The sequence below is a fragment of the Aquitalea sp. S1-19 genome (genome assembly GCF_024343515.1).
In genome coordinates, this window is the sequence record NZ_RJTZ01000061.1 from 1 (window position 1) to 19865 (window position 19865).

General features: G+C 59.7%; 20 protein-coding genes. 7 read left to right on the forward strand and 13 right to left on the reverse strand.

Features of this window, described 5'->3' with window-relative positions; all coding sequences use genetic code 11:
- Nucleotides 1-560: hypothetical protein (locus EGI20_RS10480; RefSeq protein ID WP_498631407.1), on the forward strand; the 560-nt coding region annotated here is incomplete at its 5' end.
- On the opposite strand, the gene EGI20_RS10485 is transcribed toward EGI20_RS10480, so the two are convergent.
- The 10 genes from EGI20_RS10485 to EGI20_RS10530 form a co-directional block, all read right to left on the reverse strand.
- Nucleotides 557-1963 (reverse strand): class II fumarate hydratase, encoded by a 1407-nt coding sequence (locus EGI20_RS10485; RefSeq protein ID WP_498631408.1) that lies wholly within the window; start codon nt 1961-1963, stop codon nt 557-559. The two genes, EGI20_RS10480 and EGI20_RS10485, sit on opposite strands and share 4 nt — an antisense overlap.
- A 44-nt stretch (nt 1964-2007) precedes the next feature.
- The gene (locus EGI20_RS10490) at nt 2008-3999 is read right to left on the reverse strand and encodes a helicase-related protein (protein WP_498631409.1); all 1992 of its coding nucleotides are present in this window, start codon (nt 3997-3999) and stop codon (nt 2008-2010) included.
- A gap of 123 nt (nt 4000-4122) precedes the next feature.
- A complete protein-coding gene (locus EGI20_RS10495; protein ID WP_498631410.1) occupies nt 4123-5334 on the reverse strand; it encodes an ammonium transporter in 1212 nt (403 codons plus the stop codon).
- Nucleotides 5335-5533: 199 nt separating this feature from the next.
- A complete protein-coding gene (locus tag EGI20_RS10500) occupies nt 5534-5947 on the reverse strand; it encodes a DUF3617 domain-containing protein (RefSeq protein ID WP_498631411.1) in 414 nt (137 codons plus the stop codon).
- A gap of 149 nt (nt 5948-6096) precedes the next feature.
- Entirely contained in the window at nt 6097-6864 is a 768-nt protein-coding gene (locus EGI20_RS10505; protein WP_498631412.1) for a peptidylprolyl isomerase, read from the reverse strand.
- 54 nt (nt 6865-6918) lie between these two features.
- Nucleotides 6919-7185 (reverse strand): BolA family protein, encoded by a 267-nt coding sequence (locus EGI20_RS10510; protein WP_498631413.1) that lies wholly within the window; start codon nt 7183-7185, stop codon nt 6919-6921.
- Nucleotides 7182-7484 carry a YciI family protein gene (locus EGI20_RS10515; RefSeq protein WP_498631414.1) on the reverse strand — a complete coding sequence of 101 codons (303 nt, stop codon included), beginning with the start codon at nt 7482-7484 and terminating at the stop codon, nt 7182-7184. Before EGI20_RS10515 ends, EGI20_RS10510 begins: the two co-directional genes overlap by 4 nt.
- Nucleotides 7484-8017: a septation protein A gene (locus EGI20_RS10520; protein WP_498631415.1), complete on the reverse strand. Its 534-nt coding sequence runs from the start codon at nt 8015-8017 to the stop codon at nt 7484-7486. Before EGI20_RS10520 ends, EGI20_RS10515 begins: the two co-directional genes overlap by 1 nt.
- A gap of 51 nt (nt 8018-8068) precedes the next feature.
- Nucleotides 8069-8980 carry an SPFH domain-containing protein gene (locus EGI20_RS10525; protein ID WP_498631416.1) on the reverse strand — a complete coding sequence of 304 codons (912 nt, stop codon included), beginning with the start codon at nt 8978-8980 and terminating at the stop codon, nt 8069-8071.
- Complete coding sequence (locus EGI20_RS10530; protein ID WP_498631417.1) at nt 8977-9408, reverse strand: NfeD family protein; 432 nt, start codon at nt 9406-9408, stop codon at nt 8977-8979. Before EGI20_RS10530 ends, EGI20_RS10525 begins: the two co-directional genes overlap by 4 nt.
- 110 nt (nt 9409-9518) lie before the next feature.
- Here EGI20_RS10530 and EGI20_RS10535 point away from each other — a divergent pair, with 110 nt between their 5' ends.
- Together EGI20_RS10535 and EGI20_RS10540 are read left to right on the forward strand one after the other, a co-directional pair.
- Nucleotides 9519-10118 (forward strand): IMPACT family protein, encoded by a 600-nt coding sequence (locus EGI20_RS10535; protein ID WP_498631418.1) that lies wholly within the window; start codon nt 9519-9521, stop codon nt 10116-10118.
- A 198-nt stretch (nt 10119-10316) separates the two neighbouring features.
- Entirely contained in the window at nt 10317-11267 is a 951-nt protein-coding gene (locus EGI20_RS10540; RefSeq protein WP_498631419.1) for a GMP reductase, read from the forward strand.
- A gap of 18 nt (nt 11268-11285) precedes the next feature.
- Here the strand turns inward: EGI20_RS10540 and EGI20_RS10545 are convergent, their stop codons facing one another.
- From EGI20_RS10545 to lptF, 3 genes are read right to left on the reverse strand one after another with little or no spacing between them, the layout of a single operon-like run.
- On the reverse strand, nt 11286-13859 hold the full coding sequence (locus EGI20_RS10545; protein WP_498631420.1) for a [protein-PII] uridylyltransferase: 2574 nt from the start codon (nt 13857-13859) through the stop codon (nt 11286-11288).
- A 3-nt stretch (nt 13860-13862) separates the two neighbouring features.
- On the reverse strand, nt 13863-14936 hold the full coding sequence (lptG, locus tag EGI20_RS10550) for an LPS export ABC transporter permease LptG (RefSeq protein ID WP_498631421.1): 1074 nt from the start codon (nt 14934-14936) through the stop codon (nt 13863-13865).
- Nucleotides 14933-16054: an LPS export ABC transporter permease LptF gene (gene lptF, locus EGI20_RS10555; RefSeq protein ID WP_498631422.1), complete on the reverse strand. Its 1122-nt coding sequence runs from the start codon at nt 16052-16054 to the stop codon at nt 14933-14935. Before lptF ends, lptG begins: the two co-directional genes overlap by 4 nt.
- A gap of 171 nt (nt 16055-16225) precedes the next feature.
- On the opposite strand from lptF, the gene EGI20_RS10560 reads away from it, so the two are divergent.
- From EGI20_RS10560 to EGI20_RS10575, 4 genes are all read left to right on the forward strand, one after another.
- Nucleotides 16226-17794 (forward strand): leucyl aminopeptidase, encoded by a 1569-nt coding sequence (locus EGI20_RS10560; protein WP_124736145.1) that lies wholly within the window; start codon nt 16226-16228, stop codon nt 17792-17794.
- Nucleotides 17781-18209, forward strand: a complete 429-nt coding sequence (locus EGI20_RS10565; RefSeq protein ID WP_498631423.1) for a DNA polymerase III subunit chi — start codon at nt 17781-17783, stop codon at nt 18207-18209. Before EGI20_RS10560 ends, EGI20_RS10565 begins: the two co-directional genes overlap by 14 nt.
- Nucleotides 18206-19579, forward strand: coding sequence for a hypothetical protein (locus EGI20_RS10570; protein ID WP_498631424.1), 1374 nt, complete (start codon nt 18206-18208; stop codon nt 19577-19579). Before EGI20_RS10565 ends, EGI20_RS10570 begins: the two co-directional genes overlap by 4 nt.
- A partial coding sequence (locus EGI20_RS10575) for an ATP:cob(I)alamin adenosyltransferase (RefSeq protein WP_498631425.1) occupies nt 19572-19865 on the forward strand: 294 nt, incomplete at its 3' end. The genes EGI20_RS10570 and EGI20_RS10575, both read left to right, overlap by 8 nt.

The window sequence follows — 19865 nt, forward strand, 5'->3', positions numbered from 1 at the left end:
GTTTGCACCATGGCGGCGGGCGCCTGTTGCGCTTTGGGGTGAATGGCGATGATGCACGCGCCGATCCCAACCGTATCTTCAGCCGGGCAGGGCTCGCGGCAACACTGGAACACTACGGTTCGAACAGCGCGGCCGCGCGCCTCGCGCTGGCCGGCTTTACCGAGACTTTGCTTGCGCAACTGGCGCCAGATAGCGCCAGTGCCATCATCAGCCTGCACAATAACCATCCCGGCGGCTATTCGGCCGCCAGCTATTTGCCCGGCGGCGCGCTAGCCAGTAGCGCCGCTGAAGTGTCATTGGCGCCGGGTGTTTCGCCCGACCAGTTTTTACTGGTGAGCGAAAAGCGGCTGTTCTTGCCGCTGGCCGCGCAGGGTTTCAATGTGGTGCTGCAAGACAAGAACGCGCCGGACGATGGCTCCTTGTCTGTTTACGCTGCAGCTCACGCTATCCCGTATATCAATGTCGAGGCTACCGCAGGTGCCTTGGCTGCCCAGACGGCGATGCTGGAGGCGGCTTTGCAACTTTTGGCGACAAGCGGATTGGCGCGCTGCGCTGCCTAGTCTGGATCTGTCTTCCTGTCTGGTCCTGCCATTGCGCCCGCATCGCAGAGCTTATCGAACAGCGCCGCTTCCACTCCCATTTGCAAGGCTGCTACCCGTAGCGGCAAATCTTGCGTCAATGCCAGCTGTGCGATTCTGGCTGCCTGCTCATAGCCTATGACCGGTGCCAGCGCGGTTACGCGCATCAGCGTGCTCTCGACATCGCGTGCAAGGCGGGCGCTGTCGGCCTGGCAGTTTGCGACGAGGTGCCGGTTAAAGCTGTCCATCGCATCGCCCGCCAGGCGCAAGGACTCCAGCAGGTTGCGTATGATCAGCGGCTTGTACACATTCATCTGCAGCATGCCGCCAGCGTTGCCAAGCGTCACCGCCTGATCGTTGGCCATGATCTGCAATGCCACCATGGCCAGCATCTCGCACTGGGTGGGGTTGACCTTGCCCGGCATGATGGAAGAGCCCGGTTCGTTGTCCGGCAGTTTCAGCTCGGCCAGGCCGCAGCGCGGGCCACTGGCCAGCAGGCGCACATCGTTGGCGATCTTGAACAGGATGGCGGCGAGTGTCTTGAGCGACGCGGACAGGCGGGCGAGGGCGTCGTGCGCGCCCTGGGCGGCAAAGTGATCATCCGCCTCGCGAAAGGGCAGGCCGGTGAAGTTGGCCAGATGCAGGATGGCGGCGCGGGCAAATCCCGGCGGCGCGCCAAGGCCGCTGCCCACTGCCGTGCCGCCCAGCGCCAGTTGCATCACGCCGGCCAGTGCATGGCTAATGTCGGCATGCGCGGCCAGCAACTGGCTGGCAAAGGCTTGCCATTCCTGCCCCATGCGCATCGGTACTGCGTCCATCAGATGGGTGCGCCCGACCTTGAACAGCCATTGCCATTCGCGGCCTTTGTCGGCGCAGCCGTGTTGCAGGCGGGCAAGGGCCGGCAACACGTGCTGATGGGTGGCCAGCGCTGCCGCGATATGCATGGCCGTGGGGAAGGTGTCGTTGCTGGAGGTGGAGCGGTTGACGTGGTCGTTGGGGTGTAGCGGCTGGTGGCTGCCTGGCGCTTCGCCGGCAAGCTCGCTTGCGCGATTGGCGACAACTTCATTGACGTTCATATTGAACTGGGTGCCGCTGCCGCTTATCCATGGCGGCAGTGGAAATTGCGCGTCGTGCCGGCCTGCCAGTATTTCGTCGCACACCTGACAGATCAGTGCGCTTTGCGCCGCTGTCAATTGCCCAAGCTCGCTATTGGCCAGCGCACAGGCTTTTTTCAGGCGCGCATAAGCGCTTAACAGCGCATGCGGCATCGGCGTTTCGCCAATGGCAAAGTGGGCGAGGGCGCGCTGGGTTTGCGCACCCCATAACCGGCCGTCTGCGATCTCGACCGGCCCCATGGAATCGTATTCGGTACGCTGGCTTTTCATGTGCTGCCCCTGTCGTTTGACAAGGACAGCATAGCCGGCCTGAATCAGCCGCGACGCGAGCGATTGCCTGAAGGCGGCCCCCGGCGGCTATTTTGCGGCTTTTTCGGGTGGCGCAACTGGCTGTTCTGGCGCTGCAGCAAGGTATCGATTTCTTCCGAGGTCGATTGCATCAGGCTTTGTGCCATCTCGCCGTGCGGGAAGGTGTCCGGCATGCGATAGCCCAGCCAGGCATAGGCGGCATACAGCTTGCAGGTGTCTTCCAGATATTGCAGGCGTTGGCGTCCGCCGGTGCCTTCCATGCGCAACAGCGAGGCGCTGCGCTTTTTGGCGCGGCACTCGGCCCAGTCGTGCAAGGCGTTTTCCAGCATGGGAATCTTGGTCGAGACCGGACACAGGCTGAAGGTGACGCGATCGGGCAGGCTTAGCGGCAGCGCATCCAGCCAGCGCGCCTTGGCCATTTGTTCGGACAGGTTGGCCGGCAGGAAGAATTCGTCATGTACATTGATGTGTTTGGTAAACAGCTCCAGCAAAGGCTCCAGCTTGTCTTGCCCGGTGGCCGCGGCGATCTGCTCCAGATAGTCGAGGTTGGGTGCGACGTAAAAGCCGCTGGTGGGCAACGGGTCGGATTTTTCCAGCAGCAAGGCGGCAATCGCCTTGTGCGTGCGCCCATCCAGCCCCGCGACAAAGCCGGCCTCGTGCTGGCCGAAGCGCCCGGCGCGACCGGCAATCTGTTTGGCCAGTGACGCGCTGATCATCCCTTCGGCGTAGCCGTCCCATTTGTTGGCGGTGGTGAAGATGACGCGCCGCGCCGGCGTATTCAAGCCCATACCGATGGCGTCGGTGCCGACCACGATGCTGGTTTCACCGCTGATAAAGCGTTCGGCCTGTGCCTGGCGCACTTCGGGCGACAGATTGCCATAGATGGCGGACACGGCAAAACCCTGCTCGATGGCCTGGTCGCGCCAGTTAAGCACTTCGCGGCGCGAAAATGCGATCAGTACATCGCCCGGCTTGAGGTTTTTCAGCGAGCCCAAGGGCGCTTTTTCCATTTCCAGTGGCGACATGCGTTGCAGCTCGCGTACTTCCAGCGTGCCGCCTACGCGTTTGACCAGCGACTCGATTGCGCCACGTGCTTCCAGCGCGCCCAGCAGATACACCGTTTTGGCCGGTACGCCGCACACGGCAGCGGTCCAGGCCGCGCCACGGTCCGGGTCATCCAGCAGCTGGATTTCGTCAATGACCGCGACCTCGATCATCTTGTTGGGGTTGAGCATCTCCACGGTGCTGGCAACGTGGGTGGCCCCTGGGTGCAGCTTGCGCTGCTCGCCGGTAATCAGGCTGACCGCAACGCCGGCATCCAGAAGACGCTGGTAGTTTTCGATGGCCAGCAAGCGCAAGGGTGCCAGATAGGCACCGCTTTTCGCGCTGGCCAGATGCTCCATCGCGCCGTGGGTCTTGCCCGAGTTGGTCGGCCCAAGTACCGCGATGAAATGGCGCGCCATGCCTTGCGCCATGGTAAAGGACTCGGGATAGAGCGACAGGTTGACGGCATCGCGGGTCTTTTTTGCCTGGCGCTCGGCGTCCAGCGTGCTGGCCAGCTCCTTGATGCGGTCCAGTGCCAGTGTGACGCGGGTGCTGGACCGCTCGTACTTGGCCTTGAAGGCACCCAATGCCCGGGTCGGGTCCAGTTCGAACTCGGCCGCCAGCGCGATGACTTGCTGCGCGCAGGCGCTTAGTTTGGCTTCGAGTTGGGCGCGGGTGTTTTCGTTCCAGCGCTCGCGCAGCAGGGCGAGCTTGGCTGCGTTGTCCATGCGCCGCCACTTGGCACTCTTGCCCAGAAAGCCTTCGTCCGGCACCAGATGGTAGGAAATGACGCGCTTGCCCAGACAGATTTCGCCTTGCACCGATACGGCATAGCTGCCGTCCGAGGTAATCAGGCTGGCTTTGTGCACCTGCAGGTAATCGGTCAGGGCCGAGGTTTCAAACGGGTCGGAGGTGGTGGCAGTCATAGGGTGCAAGTCGGGGCTTTCAGGCATCGGGGCTGCGATAATAGGGCAATCGGCGTTTTCATATAAGCCCTGTGCGGGTGTTCATCTACACATAAACGGCACAAACCGGCTATTTCTGCCGGTTTGTGCCGTCTTTGACATCACTGATATTTAGCTTTTCTTGTCGAAATGGTAGGCGTGTTCGCCGTGCAGGGCTTCGTCCAGCCCTTCTTCCTCTTCGGCGCGGCTGACGCGCGGTTTGTGGATCAGCTTCATGATCATCCAGGTCACGCCAAAGGAGTACACGGCAACAATCACCACGGCCAGAAGCTGGATGGCGAACTGGTGCAGGCCGCCGCTGACGTCGTCGATGGCACGGTTGGCCAACAGGCCGACCAGCAAGGAGCCGGTGACGCCACCCACGCCGTGGGCACGGAACACTTCCAGCGCGTCATCGTATTTGAAGCGTGCCTGCAGCACCTTGGCGAAGTAGCACACGGTCGCGCCGATGGCTCCGATCAAAACCGCCGCCCAGGGTTCGACATAGCCGGCGGTCGGAGTGATGGTGGCCAGACCCGCTACGCCGCCAACCAGTACGCCGGAGAAGCTGGGTTTGGCTTCAAAGCGCCAGGCCAGCAGCAGCCACACCACCATGGCCACAGCACCAGCTACCGCCGTGTTGACGAAGGCGTAGGCTGCCAGAGCATTGGCAGCATAGGCGCCGCCAGCATTAAAGCCGAACCAGCCGAACCATAACAGGCCGGCACCGATGGCCACCAGTGGCAGATTGCTAGGCTCGGGCTTGTCGCCGGGCTCAATGTCGCGCTTGCCCAGGAACATCACGGTGGCCAGTGCGGCAAAGCCGGCGGTGGTATGCACCACAATGCCGCCAGCGAAGTCGATCGCACCCAGTTTGGCCAGAAAGCCACCACCCCAGATCCAGTGGGCGACCGGCACATAGATCAGCAGCATCCACAGTACGATGAATTTCAGATAGGCCTTGAAATCAAAGCGCTCGGCAAAAGCACCGGTGATCAGCGCCGGCGTGATGATGGCAAACATCATCTGGTAGGCAAAGAACATGATAAAGGGGATGGACGGCGCATAATGCGGATGCGGCATGGCGCCGACGCCACTGAAGCCGAAGTAGCTTAAATCGCCGATCACGCCGCCGACATCGGGGCCAAAAGCCAGACTGAAGCCGCCAAAAATCCACACCACGGTAATCACGCCCATGGAAATGAAGTTTTGCATCATGATGGACAGCATGCTGCGGCTGCGCACCAGTCCGCCGTAGAACAATGCGAGCCCGGGGGTCATCAGGCAGACCAGCGCCGTACATAAAATGATAAAGGCCGTGTCGCCGGTGTTGATGAGGTACATGCACATCTCCTGTTTTGCTATCCGCCCGCAGCATGCCGCAGTGTCAGGATTGGCGCGTTACGGCATGGCGGGCTGCGTGCTTGTGAAAAACAAGCTGCCGGCAAAGGCAGCTTGCACCGTCTTGTTATGGCGCACGTATCCGGTATTTGCCTGAAAAATTTGAATTGGGATGCCGGCTTGTGGCCAGAATTGGGCAGACTCAGGGGCATGCACCCAAGCGTTTGCCGTTATAGCGGTGCATGACCGTTTCGGTTTTCTTGCCGCTGCTGTCACTAAAGCGGGCACTGCCCTGATAGGACTGGGCGCTGTAATGGATCTCGCCGGTGGCATTCATGACGCTGTTCTCCATCTTGCACTGCATCTGCCAGCGGGTGATTTCGCCGCTGTGTTTGCTGTCCGTGATGGTGCAGCCCGGACTGGCCGGCAGCGGGTGTTCGGTTTCTTTGAGCTGGGCTGTGGTAAAGCACTGGCGTGCGACGACGGGCGGAATGTCTGTCTTGACGCCGGGAATCTGGATAACGGTGGTGATTTCCCATAACCCGGGCTGCATGGGAGAGGCAGCAAACACCGGGCTGGCAAGGGCAAAGAGTAGGGCGGGAGCAAAGCGGCGCATAGGTTTCTCCTTGAAAGCGTTGCCCTAAAGGTATGGTTTACGCACTATGCTTTGTCAATTTGCTGGGCTTTGGTGTTCGGCATAAATGTTGCGGGCAGAAAAAAGCCCCGCACATTGGCGGGGCTCGCTGAATCCGTGTCCATCAGGACTTAAGGCTGGATCTGTGCCTTGCTCTTGAGCGACTTGATATAGTCCTCGACCATCATGCCCTGTACGCGCTGGGTCAGTTGTGGACGGATGCTGTCCAGTGGTGGCAGGCTTTCGCTCTTGCTGTCTTCCAGCTGGATAATGTGCCAGCCGAAATCGGTTTTCACCGGAACGGCGGTCACCTGGCCCTTGGACAGTTTACCCAGTGCTTCGGCAAATGGTGGCACATACGCACCCGGCTCGCTCCAGCCCAGATCCCCGCCTTGTACTGCACTACCCGGATCTTGCGATTTTTCCTTGGCCAGCTGGACAAACGGCTTGCCTTTTTTCAGCGCGGCAATAATGGCCTGGGCTTCGGCTTCGGTTTTCACCAGGATGTGGCGCGCGCGGTAGCTCTTCTTGGCGGGCATTTGCGCTTTCAGCGCATTGTATTCAGCCAGCAGTTTGGCATCGGTTATCGGGTTGCGGCGTACATGGTCGCGCAGCAACTCGTCGGCCAGGGTCATGGCTTCCAGGTTCTGCAACTGGGCGCGTACGGCTGGCGACTTGTCCAGGCCGCGCTTAACCGCCTCCTGACGCAGGATTTCGGCGGTAATGATCTGCTCGCTCGCCATGGCCGGCGATACCTGCTGCTGGCCTTGTGCCTGCATCATTTTGACGACAGCGTCGATGCGCTGCTGGGAAATGGCCTGGCCGTTGACCGAGGCGGCCTGGGCGGCAAAGGAAAAGGCCGACAGCACTGCGGCGGTCACTAGGGTCAGTTTCTTCATCTGGTTTTCTGCTTTCTTGGTCGAAATGGCGTGCTTGCTCGGGCAAGTTCGGGTTCAGGATTCTTGTGCAGTCTTGGCGCTGATGCTCAGTGCGTGTATGCGCACCTGCATCATCTCACCCAGTGTGTCGTAGACCAGACGGTGGCGCGCCAGCGTTGTCAGGCCGGCAAAGGCGTCGCTGACGATGTAGAGCTGGTAATGGCCGCCACCTGAGCGTGCACCGGCGTGACCCGCATGCTTGGCACTGTCGTCACGGATGTCGATATGTTGCGGCGCCAGGGTAGCCAGCTTGTCCTGCATCAGGCGGATGGTTTCGCTCATGCTGGCAGTACCTTGCGAAACGGTTTGACTGTTACTTGGGCATAAACGCCGGCATCGACATAAGGGTCGGCTCCGGCCCATGCCTGCGCGTCGGCGAGCGAGGCGAACTCGGCCACGATCAGGCTGCCGGAAAAGCCGGCCGGGCCCGGATCTATGGCATCAATGGCCGGAAAAGGACCGGCCAGCAGCAGGCGGCCTGCGTCCTGCAAGGCTTGCAGGCGCGCAAGATGGGCGGGGCGGGCGGCCTGACGCTGCGGCAGCGAGCCTGCCACGTCTTCACCCTGAATAACGTACAGCATTACGGTTTTTCCTCGATAAAGCGTGACAGATACAGGCTTTGTGCAAGCACGAAGGCCAGCATCAGCCCCATGCCGCCGAACAGTTTGAAGTTGACCCAGATTTCTTCGCTGAAGCTCATGGCCACATACAGATTGAGCGCCCCCATAAAGGCAAAGAAAGCGACCCAGGCAAAATTAAGCTTGCGCCAGACGGGGTCGGGCAGGGCAACCTGCTCTTTCATCATGGCCTTGATGCCGTTTTTTCCGGCCAGCTCACCGATCAGCAGACCTGCGCCCATGGCCCAGTACAGCAAAGTGGGTTTCCACATAATGAACTGCTTGTCGTGAAACAGCAGGGTGGCGCCGCCCAGTACCACGATCAGCGCCAGGCTGACCCATTGCATGGTGTCGACCTTGCGGTGGCGTACCCAGGCAAGGGCAACCATGGCGGCGGTGGCGACGATGGCAACCGCGGTGGCCGAGAAAATGTCGCGGGTAAACCAGTAAGTGGCAAAAAACAGCAGGACGGGGAGGAGGTCGGTCAGTATTTTCATGCGGGGAATTATGTGGGCTTGGCCGCGCCAAGACAAGCGCGGCCATGCAGTTTAGCTTTTAGGTGCCTGTTTGACCACGGACAAGGCAGTGGCGACCAGTCCGGCTACATCGCCTGCATTGGCCGGCAGAATCAGTGTATTGCCGGTTTTGGCCAGTTTGGCGAAGGCTTCGACATATTGCTCGGCCACTTTGAGGTTGACTGCCTCGATGCCGGAAGGTTCGGCAATGGCTTGCGCCACGGCACGCAGCGCGTGGGCATTGGCATCGGCGACCAGACGCAGGGCTTCGGCTTCACCTTGCGCGGTATTGATGGCCGCCTGCATTTCGCCTTCGGACTTCTGGATGGAGGCTTCACGCTGGCCGGCGGCGATATTGATCTGTTCTTGCTTGCGCCCCTCGGATGCTGCAATCAGCGCGCGCTTCTCGCGCTCGGCGGTAATCTGCGATTGCATCGCGTGCAGGATTTCTTGGGGCGGAACCAAGTCCTTGATTTCGTAGCGCAAAACCTTTACGCCCCAGCTGGAGGCGGCTTCGTCCAGTGCGGCGACGACCGAGGTGTTGATTTCGTCGCGCTCCTCGAAAGTCTTGTCCAGTTCCATCTTGCCGATGACCGAACGCAAGGTGGTTTGCGCCAGTTGGGTAATCGCCATGATGTAGTCGCTGGAGCCGTAGCTTGCGCGCTGCGGATCGGTCACCTGGAAGTACAGGATGCCGTCGACCTTGAGCTGGGTGTTGTCGCGCGTGATGCAGATCTGGCTGGGTACATCCAGCGGACTCTCTTTCAGGCTGTGGCGGTAGGCGACCCGGTCGACAAAGGGAATGATGATATTGAGGCCGGGCTTGAGTACGGCATGGAAGCGGCCAAGGCGCTCGACCACCAGCGCGCTTTGCTGCGGCACGACGCGGACTGCCTGCAGCACGAATACCAGTGCGGCGGCGAATAAAACGAGTGTGGAAATCATGCGTTTTCCTCCGGTGGGGTGGTGTCGACGATCAGGCGGTTGCCGTCACGACCGACAATATAGGCGTGTTGGCCTTCGGTGAGCCTGGGTGACCTGACTTCGGCGTCCCAACTGGTGCCACGGTATTGCACCCGAGCCTGGCGTGCGTCGTCTATATGCAATATTTCGACGCGCTGTCCCAGATCCGGGTCATCCACGCGGGCGCGGGTTTGTGTGTTGAGGCGTTTGCGATGGCGGCGCAAAAAGGCAACGCCAACAAGGGCGCTGATACTGGCCAGTATCAGTTGCACGGCGGGTGCGGCGCCAAAGAAGCTGGCGAGCGATGCGATGGCAAAAGATGCGCTGAAAACCAGCAGATAAAATGTCCCGCTTAAAAATTCACCTATCAGCGCAGCCAGTGCCAGGCTGAGCCAGATGCCGGCTGTCATGGCAAGCTCCAGATATTTATGGCGATATTGCATTGTCGGTGTTTAGGCAGGTAAGGGCAATGCGGTATTTGCCCTTACCTTTGGCCGCGTCCGGCGCTAGACTCGCGCCCATGTATCAGATCAAGCAAGCGGCACAAGCCGAAACAGACATCCGCAAGAGCCGATTTATCGCCATGGCGCTGCCGGTCAGCGAGCGGGCGCAGGCGCAGCGCGAACTGGCTCGCATCCGCAGCGAGCACCCGTCGGCGCGCCATGTGTGCTGGGTTTTACTGTGCGCCGGCGACTCGGGTATGGATGACGATGGCGAGCCTTCCGGTACGGCGGCACGGCCGATTTACAATGTGCTGGTGCACCGTCAGTTGCAGAATGTCTTGCTGGTGGTGGTGCGTTATTTTGGCGGGATCAAGCTGGGTGCAGGCGGTCTGATGCGTGCCTATAGCCAGGCGGCGGTGGCGGCGCTGGATGCCGCAGACAAAACGCCTGTTGTCGCGTTGGCTTCCTGGTGGCTGGTGTGTGGTTTTGCCCATGAAAACAGCCTGCGCCACTGGTGTGTACAGCATGGTCTTGCCATTGTGCAAGCCTGTTACGCTGAGCAGGTGCGTCTGAGGGTCAGCCTGCCGCTGGCGCAGGCCGATGCGCTGCGCCGGCACTTGCTCGATAGTCTGGGCGGGGTCGTCGATATGCAAGACGGCGATGTTTTTGGCGGCTAGCCATGCTGTTTGCGTAAGTAGTTTTATGTCGAGATAAAAGGGTTGACGCCAGCAAGAGTCACACGCTAATGTGTAGCCGAACTGACGTGCAGCGCGCCAAACGCCGCTGCGGGGAAAGTGCAAACGGGAGCCGGCGACGGTTCCCTTTTTTTATGGGGCCCCCTGTTTTTAATCCCGTAAATTCCCGTGAGGCACAGCATGATCAGCACCGAAATCAACTATGGCGATGTCTATCTCGTTCCCAAGAAAACCGTGGTCGACAGCCGCAAGGAATGCGATACCTCGGTCGCCTTCGGTCCGCGCCGTTTTACCATGCCGGTTTACCCTTCGAACATGAAAAGCGTGGTCAATGCCGCATCCTGCGAGTACTTCGCGCGCCTGGGCTGGTTTTACACCATGCACCGCTTCAATGTGAATGTGGTCGAATTTGTTGCCGACATGCAGCAAAAAGGCCTGTTTGCCTCCATCAGCATGGGCGTGAACGAGGACTCCTACCAGCAGGTGAGCGATCTTCAGGCGGCTGGCCTGACCCCCGAGTACATCACGCTGGATGTGGCCAACGCCTGGTGCGTCAAGGCCGAACGCATGATCAAGCATCTGAAGGCCAGCTTTCCGGGCAGCTTTATCATCGGCGGCAATATTGCTACGGCCGAAGCCGCACGCGAACTGGAAGCCTGGGGCTGTGACGCGATCAAGGCCGGCATTGCCGGTGGCCGCGTCTGCATTACCAAGAACAAAACCGGCTTTCATCGTCCGATGATTTCGACGGTGCAGGATTGCGCTGCGGCGGTAAGCGTGCCGGTGATTGCCGATGGCGGTATTGTCGAGCATGGCGATATTGCCAAGGCGCTGGTGTGTGGCGCGACCATGGTGATGGCGGGTTCGCTGTTTGCCGGTTTTGACGAGTCGGCTGGCGAGATCGTCGAGATCAGCGGCAAGCTGTACAAGGAATATTTTGGCAGCGCCTCGCAGTTCAACAAGGGTGCTTACGTCAACGTCGAGGGCAAAAAGATTCTGGTCGAGTACAAGGGCCGTATCGACAAGCTGCTGCTTGAATTGCAGGAAGATCTGCAGTCCTCGGTCAGCTATGCCGGTGGCCGCGATCTGGCAGCCCTGCGCGGCGTCGACATGATACGCGTACCGCGCTGAGGCAATAGGCACGGCAGCTTAGAGCTGCAGTGCCTGAGTAAGCGCCGACTCCAGCGCCAGCAGGGCCTTGTCGTCACTGCCACCATCGGCCGACAGCAAGAAGGAGTCTTCTACCCGACTGCCTAGCGTCATGATCTTGGCCGAGTGCACACCGAAGCGGTGCTCGGCCAGAACCTGACTGATGCGTGCCAGCAGGCCGGGGCGGTCGCCGGCCACGATGGACAGTACATAGTAAAGCGCCTTGTCGTCCGGATGCAGCGACACCTGAGGCTGGATGGGGAAGTGCTTGAGATGGCGGTCTATGCGCCCGGATTTTGTGACGGCGGCTGTCTCGCCCGACAGCAGGCGCTGGGCCAGTTCAAATTCGATAAAGTTGATCATGGCGCGGTAGTCGTCGGCATGATGCTCGGGAATGAACACATGGAAAGTGTCGAGTGCGTAGCCATGGCGGGTGGTGTGCACGCGGGCATCGGCGATGCTGTAGTGGGTGCGGCCGAAAAATGCGCAGATGCGTGAAAACAGCGTGCTCTGGTCGGGGGTGTAGACCAGAACTTCGATGCCTTCGCGCGACTCGCTCATGCGTGCCTTGACAATGGGCGTGGGGCTATCGACCAGGCGGTTAAGTACGCGGGCATGCCAGGCAATGGTGCGCGCGTCGTGGCGCAGGAAATAAACCGTATCCAGTTGCTGCCATAAGCGCATTTCCACACCCTCGGGCAGGGCATTCAGGCGCAATTCGGCGCGTGCCTGCGCCTGACGCTCGCTGATCACCGACTGGCAGTCAACCTCCCCCCCGCTTTCCAGTACCCGCAAGGTCGCGTGGTACAGGTCTTCCAGCAGCTTGGCTTTCCAGCCATTCCAGATTTTTGGGCTGGTGCCGCGAATGTCGGCGACAGTCAACAGATAAAGCGCCGTCAGCCTGCGCGGGTTGCCGACGGTCTCGGCAAAATGCAGTACGGTTTCCGGGTCGTAAATATCCTGTTTTTGCGCCACGGTCGACATGCTCAGGTGTTCGCGTACCAGCCAGACTATCAGCTCCCTATCTTCAAACGACAAGCCGTGGGTCTGGCAAAATTCGGCCGCATCCACCGTGCCCAGCTGGGAGTGATCGCCGCCGCGCCCCTTGGCGATGTCGTGGAACAGGCCGGCGATATACAGCACTTCCGGCCGCTCGAAACTGCTAATCAGGCGGCTGAGCAAGGGATATTCGTGATTGAACGCGGGTACTGCAAAGCGGCGCAGATTGCGCACCACCATCAGGATATGTTCTTCCACGGTGTAAACATGGAACAGGTCGTGCTGCATGCGCCCGATAATACGGCCGAATGCCGGCAGATACTTGCCCAATACGCCATACAAGTTCATCCGGCGCAGGGTGTGGGTCAGTCCGTTTTCACGGAACATCTGCAAAAACAGGGCGCGGTTGTGCCGGTTGCGACGAAAGCGCTCGTTGATATGGCGGCGCGCGCGCCACAGGGCGCGCAAGGTGCGTGGCGCCATGCCGGTCAGCTCCGGATGGCGCTGCATATGCAAAAAGGCTTCCAGTATCGCGCCGGGGTCGTCCTCGAAGACATCGTTGCCGTGTATGCCCAGCATATCGTTTACGCGGTAAAAACGGCTATCGATATCAATCGTGACGCGGGGCAGGGGGCAAAACAGCAGCGCGCGGATATTGGGCAGCAGGATGCCGGAGAGCTGGCTGACCATGCGCGAGGCCTTGTAGTAGGCCTGCATCATCTCTTCGCTGGCGCGGCGCTGCGGTGCATCGGCATAGCCCATGGTCAGTGCGGTTTGCTGTTGCAGGTCGAATATCAGCCGGTCTTCACGCCGTTTGGCCTGCAGATGCAGCTCAATGCGCAGTTTCTCCAGCTGGCGCTCGCTGATGCGCAACATGCGCGCTTCGGTCGGCGTCAGAATGTCTTTTTGCACCAGCATATCCCAGCTGCTGCCAAGACCGATGGCGCGTGCCAGCCAGATAATCGTGTGCAGGTCACGCAGACCGCCCGGGCTGTCCTTGAGATTGGGCTCCAGATTGCTGGTGCCGGAAAACAGCCGGTTATGGCGCTGCGTTTGCTCGATCAGCTTGCCTTCGAGAAAGCGCAGCGGGTCGCGCACCCGGGTGGTAGCCTGATTCAGTTCGGTAAACAGTACCGGGTTGCCGCATAGCAGCCGGTTTTCCAGTAGCGTGGTTTCCACGGTCAGGTCGGCCTGGCTCTCGCTCAGGCATTCGGCCACCGTGCGCACACTGTGGCCGACTTCCAACCCGATATCCCATAGCAGGCCGACAAAGCGGGTGAGTGTCTCAGTGAGTGAAGCATCCGGCGCGGCCGGCAATAGAATCAGCAGGTCGATATCCGAGCAGGGAAAAAGCTGGCCGCGGCCATAGCCGCCGACGGCCAGCAAGCTGGCTTGCTGCTCAAGCGCCAGCGCATCCCAAATGGTGCGGATATAGCCGTCTATCAGCAGGCTGTGGCGGTTCAGATAGTCGCGCGCCCGGCCATCATGGCGGTAGCGTTGTGCTAATGACTGGCGTTCGGTCTGCAGCTCGCGACGCCATGTTTGACACGCTAAAAAGTCGTCGCAAGGCTGCATGGTTTAACGCCTTTCCTGATGGGCAATGGCCCAGAGGCCGGCCAGTAAAAACAGCAAGGTAGGGGCGGTTGCCGAAAAGATCGGATTCCACTCGTAAAGCAGTCCCAGATGACCGAACAGGCGGTTGGTAAAGTGAAAGGCGATGCCGAGACAAATTCCAGTAAACAGCTTGACGCCCATTTCACCCTGGCGGCGCGAAACCGGGGTAAAGGCCAGTGCCACCAGCGCCATCGAGATGCAGGCCAGCGGATAGAACAGCTTGCTCCACAAGGCGATCTCATAGCGCTGGGTTTTCTGGTGGTTAGCACGCAGATGATCGATATAGGCCTTGAGGTTGTAAGCCGACATCTGCTCAGGTACCACCAGTAGTACCGATAGAATGTCCGGCTGCAGTACCGACTTCCATTGCAAGGTGGGGAAGGTTTCCACGCGGATACGGTCCGGCTCGATGTTGGAGTCGCGTACACCCTCCAGTTTCCAGTAGCCGTTGCCTTCGTAGCGGCCGCGCTGGGCGAAGCGCGAGCGCGTCAGCTTGAATTCTTTGTCGTAGGTGTAGACACGGATATTCAGCAAGGTCGTGTCCGGCAGCATTTCACCGATATTGATGAAGTTATTGTCATCCTTGGCCCACAGTCCCGAGCGGAATTCCTGGGCGACAACCGAGCGGGTGTTGTCCAGCTTGAATTTCTCGGCGGTCTGCTCCGACCAGGGCGAAATAAACTCGCCCAGCAACAGTGCCATCAGCGCGCAGCCGCTGCCGAAAAGCAGCATGGTGCGCGCGATTTGCCCCAGCGACACCCCAGAGGTCCGGATGGCGGTGTACTCGGAGCTGGCCGAGAGTTGGGTCATGGCCACCATGCAACCTATCAATACCGCCAGCGGCATCAATTCGTAGGCGTGGCCCGGCATCAGCAGTGCGACATAGCCCAGCATGGCGACAATGTCGTAGCTGCCCCGGCCTATGCGCGGCAACTCCTTGATGACGTCAAAAAAGGCATACAAGCCGATCAGGGCTATCAGGGTAAACAGGCTGGCCGAGAGAAAGCTGGCCAGCAGATAGTTGCGAATCTGTTTCATGCGCGGGTCTTTGTGCGATTTTGTTGTCTACGTGCATTCCATGCCGCCGCAACAAAGCCGGTTGGCCGGTTGCGGTACCAGATCAGGCCCAGCGCGATACCTAGCATCAAAAGATGGATGGGGAGAATGCCCAGTGCCGAAGAAATTTTGTCATGGGCAATCCAGTCGCGCAGCAGCCACAAGCCATTCTGGTACAGCAGGTAAGCACCCAGCGCCATTAGCAGGTTATAAGCATGGCCGCTACGCGGGTTGTAATAGGCCAAGGGTATGGCGAGCAGCGCGAGAATGAGCGAACTTAACGGCATGGACAGGCGCCAGGCCAGTTCGGCGCGATCCGATGCAGTGTGGCCGGCGAATAATTCTAGCGTGGAGCGTGTTTCCGAGTCGCTGGTGGGCTCTATCAGGCGTGGGCTTTCCCCCATTCTGACGCTATAGCGTTTGAACTGGCCGATCTCGAACTCGCCCGAACCCGCTTCGCCTATATAACGGTGACCGTTTTCCAATACCAGTTCGCGCACGCCCTTGTTATTGACGCTTAGCGAGCCTTGTTCTGCGAAAATGGTGGAAACCTCGTCTTTTTCGATGGACTGCACAAACAGATTGCGCGATGCCCCGTCTTCGGGGCTGTAACTTTCAATAAAGTAGATGCGCTTGCCGCCTTGGGCTTCCTTGAATACACCGGGGGCCAGTGCCGATATTTCTTCACGCTGCTTGAGGTTTTGTGCGTATTCCTTGCTGCGGTATTGCGCCCACGGCCCGATAAACGAAGTGCCGATAATGATCAGCAGGGTAAAGGGCAGGGTGAAGCGCAGTACCGGTGCAATCCAGCGGGTTAGCGACATGCCGGAAGAAAACCATACCGCCATTTCATGATCGCGCCAGGCACGGCCCAGTACCACCATGACGGTGATGAAAATGGTGAGGATCAGCAAAACCGGGAAAAACCCCAGTGCCCAGAAGCCGATCAGGGCCGCGACCGCTTCGTTGGCGACGCGGCCTTGCGCCGCCCGGCCCAGCATATTGATGGTCTGGGTGGTCAGCAAGATGGCGAACAGTACAAGAAACACGCCGATACTGGTGACTGTCAGTTCACGCGTCAGACTTTTTCGAAAAACCATGGGAAGATGCGCCTGTTTTTGACAATTTGTCAAAAGCGTATAGATAATGAGAAAAAGCCCGTCAAGGGCCAGTCTTATGGATTTTTCGCCCCGCGCCGGGGCGTCGCCCGCCGGAGCCTGTCGGTTTCTGGCGGCTCTCTTAATGATACGTAATGCATCGGGAGCAGGCTCATGGAGTTTAACATTAAAAGTGGAAGTCCGGAGAAGCAGCGCGTAGCCTGCGTAGTCGTCGGTGTTTACGAGTCGCGCAAGCTGACGCTGGCGGCTGATTTGCTGGATCGCATCTCCAACGGCTTTATCGGCGATGTGTTGCGCCGTGGCGATATGGAAGGCAAGCTGGGTAGCACCTTGCTGCTGCATTCGGTGCCGCATACCTTGTGCGACCGTGTTCTTTTGGTGGGGCTGGGCAAGGAGCGCGAATTCCGCGCCAAGGAATACCGTGAAGCGATACGCACTTCTGCCCGTGCGCTGACGCAGACGTCGTCCAGCGAAGTGGTCAGCTATCTGTCCGAGCTGAGTGTGAAAAAACATGACGTAGAATGGATGGTCGAGCAAGCCTGTGTGGTGACGCTGGATACCTTGTACCGCTGCGATACATACAAGTCGCGTCAGGACGAGAGCGTGCGCGAGCCGCGGAAATTTACCCTGGCGGTGCCACGGCGCAGTGATCTGGCCGATGGAGAGCGCGGTCTGGCGCGCGGTCAGGCAATCGCAGCCGGCATGAAGCTGACCAAGGATCTGGGCAATGCGCCGGGCAATGTCTGCACACCGGACTATCTGGCGCATCAGGCGCGCGCGATTGCCGAGTCCTTTGGTGCCGAAGCCGAGATTCTGGACAAGGCGGCGATAGAAGAGGCAGGCATGGGGTCTTTTCTGGCGGTGGCCAAGGGTAGTGAGCTAGAACCACGCTTTATCGTGCTGCGCTACTTCGGTGCCAGGGACAAGGCCGACAAGCCGTTTGTACTGGTCGGCAAGGGCATTACTTTTGATTCCGGCGGTATCTCGCTCAAGCCGGGCGAAGCCATGGACGAGATGAAGTACGATATGGGCGGTGCTGCTGCCGTATTGGGTACCTTCCGCGCCGCCGTCGAGATGAAGCTGCCCCTGAATATCGTGGTGCTGATTCCGACCTGCGAAAACATGCCGTCCGGACGGGCGCTCAAGCCGGGTGATATTGTCACCTCTATGTCGGGCCAGACTATCGAAGTGTTGAATACCGATGCCGAAGGCCGCCTGATTCTGTGTGATGCACTGACTTATGCCGAGCGTTTCGAGCCGGCTGCCGTTATCGATGTGGCGACCCTGACCGGTGCGTGCGTGATTGCGCTGGGCCATGTGGCGACCGGGCTTTACAGCTCGCAAGACTCGCTGGCACGCGATCTGGTCGCCGCTGGCGAAGAGGTCGGTGACCGTGCCTGGCATATGCCGCTGTGGGAGGAGTATCAGGAGCTGCTGAAGAGCCCGTTTGCCGATATGGCCAATATCGGTGGCCGTGCCGGTGGCAGCATCAGCGCCGCCTGTTTCCTGTCGCGCTTTGCCAAGGCCTATGACTGGGCACATCTGGATATTGCCGGTACCGCCTGGAAGAGCGGCAAGGACAAGGGCTCGACCGGTCGACCCGTGCCGCTGCTGGTGCAATACCTGCAAGACCGCGCCGATATTGCGCTGGGCAATGTCGTACGTCGTGGCCGTCCGCGTCGCGAGGTGACGGAAGCGCCGGATCAGCATGACGCAGATTGATTTTTATACCGGTGTGGCCGATGCACCGGCTTTTGCCTGCAAATTGACGGCAACTGCCTACCGCAAGGGGGCCAAGCTGTTTGTGTTGCTGCCGGATGCGGCTGCGCTTGAGCGCTTTAGTGCGCGCTTGTGGAGCTTGTCCGAGACTGCGTTTATCCCGCATTGCAAGGCCGATGATGCCATTGCCAGTCAGACGCCGGTCTGGCTGGGGCTGTCGCTGGCTGCCTGTAGCGAGGATAGGGTGTTGTTGAATCTGGGCGGGGAGCCGCCGGCTGATCCTGCGGCCTTTTCCCGTATTCTGGAAATTATCGGTGTTGATGAGGACGCGCTAGCCATGGCGCGAACCCGTTTTCGCTTTTATCGTTCTCTGGGGCTTGCCATCGAGCACCATGATATGCGCCATCGCCAAACATGACCGTTACTGCACCGCATGGACAAGCTTTGCCCGACAACCTGCCTGTCCTGACCGAGGTGGTCGAAACCGAGTTGCCGGTTTCCGCCTCTTTTTCTGAGGCGGAGCCTTTCTCCAGCCAGCACTTCGGTGCGCCGCTGGATTTGCCGCCGGCGTTAACGCAGGCGCTGCCCCCTGTGCTGGATGTTACGCCGGGTGATACCTTGTTCGAGTCGCTGCCTGCCATCGATCTTGAGCTGGGTGCAGGGTCGGCGCATCAAACAGAAAAAGACGAGGCACTTTTTTCCGAACTGGTGCCTGCCGATAACTGGCTTGATCACACCGCGCCACCGGCCTCGGTCGATAGTCTGCTGGAAGACTTCGACTTTGCCTTCGACGCTCCAGATCCGGCATTGGCGCTGTCCGCAACAGCGCCATCCTCCTCTTGGCAGTCTGATGTGCCCGATCTGGATCTGGCGAGTCTGGTGCCAGATGCTCCCGATGAGGAAATGCAGCCTTTGCCAGGTTTCACCGGCTTGCCGGCTGCGGATGCACGCTCCGATTTTAGCCCGCCATCGCAGCCGCCTGCTTTTGCGGCGGAGGCCGGGCATGGATTGCCGCTTCAGCCGGAGATTGAAGTGGCCGGTGTGCCCGTGTTGGAGGTGGTGCCCGAGCCTGTTGTGATGCCGGTGCTGATGGAAGAGCCCGAGCCTGTTGTGATGCCGGTGCTGATGGAAGAGCCCGAGCCTGTTGTGATGCCGGTGCTGATGGAAGAGCCCGAGCCTGTTGTGATGCCGGTGCTGATGGAAGAGCCCGAGCCTGTTGTGATGCCGGTGCTGATGGAAGAGCCCGAGCCTGTTGTGATGCCGGTGCTGATGGAAGAGCCCGAGCCTGTTGTGATGCCGGTGCTGATGGAAGAGCCCGAGCCTGTTGTGATGCCGGTGCTGATGGAAGAGCCCGAGCCGGTCGTGATGCCGGTGCTGATGGAAGAGCCCAAGTCGGTCGTGATGCCAGCTCTGATGGATGAACCTGAGTCTGTCGTAATGTCGGCAGTGGCAGTGGCAGCGTCCGCGGTGATGCCTCTACTTGATCAGACACAGGCTGTCGCCAGTTCGATCGAGCCTCCGGCAAGAAAGCAAAACATTGCCGTAGTGGATGAGGCGGCGTTGCTGGATGCGGTTTACCAGCGCATTGTGCCGCGCATGAAAGTCGAACTGACCTTGTGGCTGCAGGATGCGATCGAGGTGCAGAGCAAGCATATGCTCGCCGGCGTGATGCAGCAGATGAAGGAAGATTACGACATGCTGTTTGGTGAGACGTTACGGGAAAGCGTACGTCAGGCCATTGCCGATATTGGCCAGAATGAACAATGCAAGGATAACAACAATGGGTAACCGCCTCTCCAAGATCATGACCCGTACCGGTGACGATGGCACTACCGGCTTGGGCGACGGCAGCCGTCTGGGTAAGGAGTCGCCGCGCATTGCCGCATTGGGTGATGTGGATGAACTTAACTGCTGCATGGGTTTGTTGCTGGCGGAGTCCTTACCCGAGCATGTGGCCGTTTTTTTAGGTGCAGTGCAGCATGATTTGTTTGATCTGGGTTCCGAGCTGGCCGTGCCAGGCTATAGCGCGCTAAAAGAGGGGCATGTAGCCAGGCTTGAGCAGTTTTTGACTGAA

What these genes read in the sequence shown, in the direction of transcription:
- EGI20_RS10485 (WP_498631408.1), bottom strand. Translation starts at nt 1,963, where the DNA reads ATGAAAAGCCAGCGTACCGAATACGATTCCATGGGGCCGGTCGAGATC.
- EGI20_RS10490 (WP_498631409.1), bottom strand. Translation starts at nt 3,999, where the DNA reads ATGCCTGAAAGCCCCGACTTGCACCCTATGACTGCCACCACCTCCGAC.
- EGI20_RS10495 (WP_498631410.1), bottom strand. Translation starts at nt 5,334, where the DNA reads ATGTACCTCATCAACACCGGCGACACGGCCTTTATCATTTTATGTACG.
- EGI20_RS10500 (WP_498631411.1), bottom strand. Translation starts at nt 5,947, where the DNA reads ATGCGCCGCTTTGCTCCCGCCCTACTCTTTGCCCTTGCCAGCCCGGTG.
- EGI20_RS10505 (WP_498631412.1), bottom strand. Translation starts at nt 6,864, where the DNA reads ATGAAGAAACTGACCCTAGTGACCGCCGCAGTGCTGTCGGCCTTTTCC.
- EGI20_RS10510 (WP_498631413.1), bottom strand. Translation starts at nt 7,185, where the DNA reads ATGAGCGAAACCATCCGCCTGATGCAGGACAAGCTGGCTACCCTGGCG.
- EGI20_RS10515 (WP_498631414.1), bottom strand. Translation starts at nt 7,484, where the DNA reads ATGCTGTACGTTATTCAGGGTGAAGACGTGGCAGGCTCGCTGCCGCAG.
- EGI20_RS10520 (WP_498631415.1), bottom strand. Translation starts at nt 8,017, where the DNA reads ATGAAAATACTGACCGACCTCCTCCCCGTCCTGCTGTTTTTTGCCACT.
- EGI20_RS10525 (WP_498631416.1), bottom strand. Translation starts at nt 8,980, where the DNA reads ATGATTTCCACACTCGTTTTATTCGCCGCCGCACTGGTATTCGTGCTG.
- EGI20_RS10530 (WP_498631417.1), bottom strand. Translation starts at nt 9,408, where the DNA reads ATGACAGCCGGCATCTGGCTCAGCCTGGCACTGGCTGCGCTGATAGGT.
- EGI20_RS10535 (WP_498631418.1), top strand. Translation starts at nt 9,519, where the DNA reads ATGTATCAGATCAAGCAAGCGGCACAAGCCGAAACAGACATCCGCAAG.
- EGI20_RS10540 (WP_498631419.1), top strand. Translation starts at nt 10,317, where the DNA reads ATGATCAGCACCGAAATCAACTATGGCGATGTCTATCTCGTTCCCAAG.
- EGI20_RS10545 (WP_498631420.1), bottom strand. Translation starts at nt 13,859, where the DNA reads ATGCAGCCTTGCGACGACTTTTTAGCGTGTCAAACATGGCGTCGCGAG.
- lptG (WP_498631421.1), bottom strand. Translation starts at nt 14,936, where the DNA reads ATGAAACAGATTCGCAACTATCTGCTGGCCAGCTTTCTCTCGGCCAGC.
- lptF (WP_498631422.1), bottom strand. Translation starts at nt 16,054, where the DNA reads ATGGTTTTTCGAAAAAGTCTGACGCGTGAACTGACAGTCACCAGTATC.
- EGI20_RS10560 (WP_124736145.1), top strand. Translation starts at nt 16,226, where the DNA reads ATGGAGTTTAACATTAAAAGTGGAAGTCCGGAGAAGCAGCGCGTAGCC.
- EGI20_RS10565 (WP_498631423.1), top strand. Translation starts at nt 17,781, where the DNA reads ATGACGCAGATTGATTTTTATACCGGTGTGGCCGATGCACCGGCTTTT.
- EGI20_RS10570 (WP_498631424.1), top strand. Translation starts at nt 18,206, where the DNA reads ATGACCGTTACTGCACCGCATGGACAAGCTTTGCCCGACAACCTGCCT.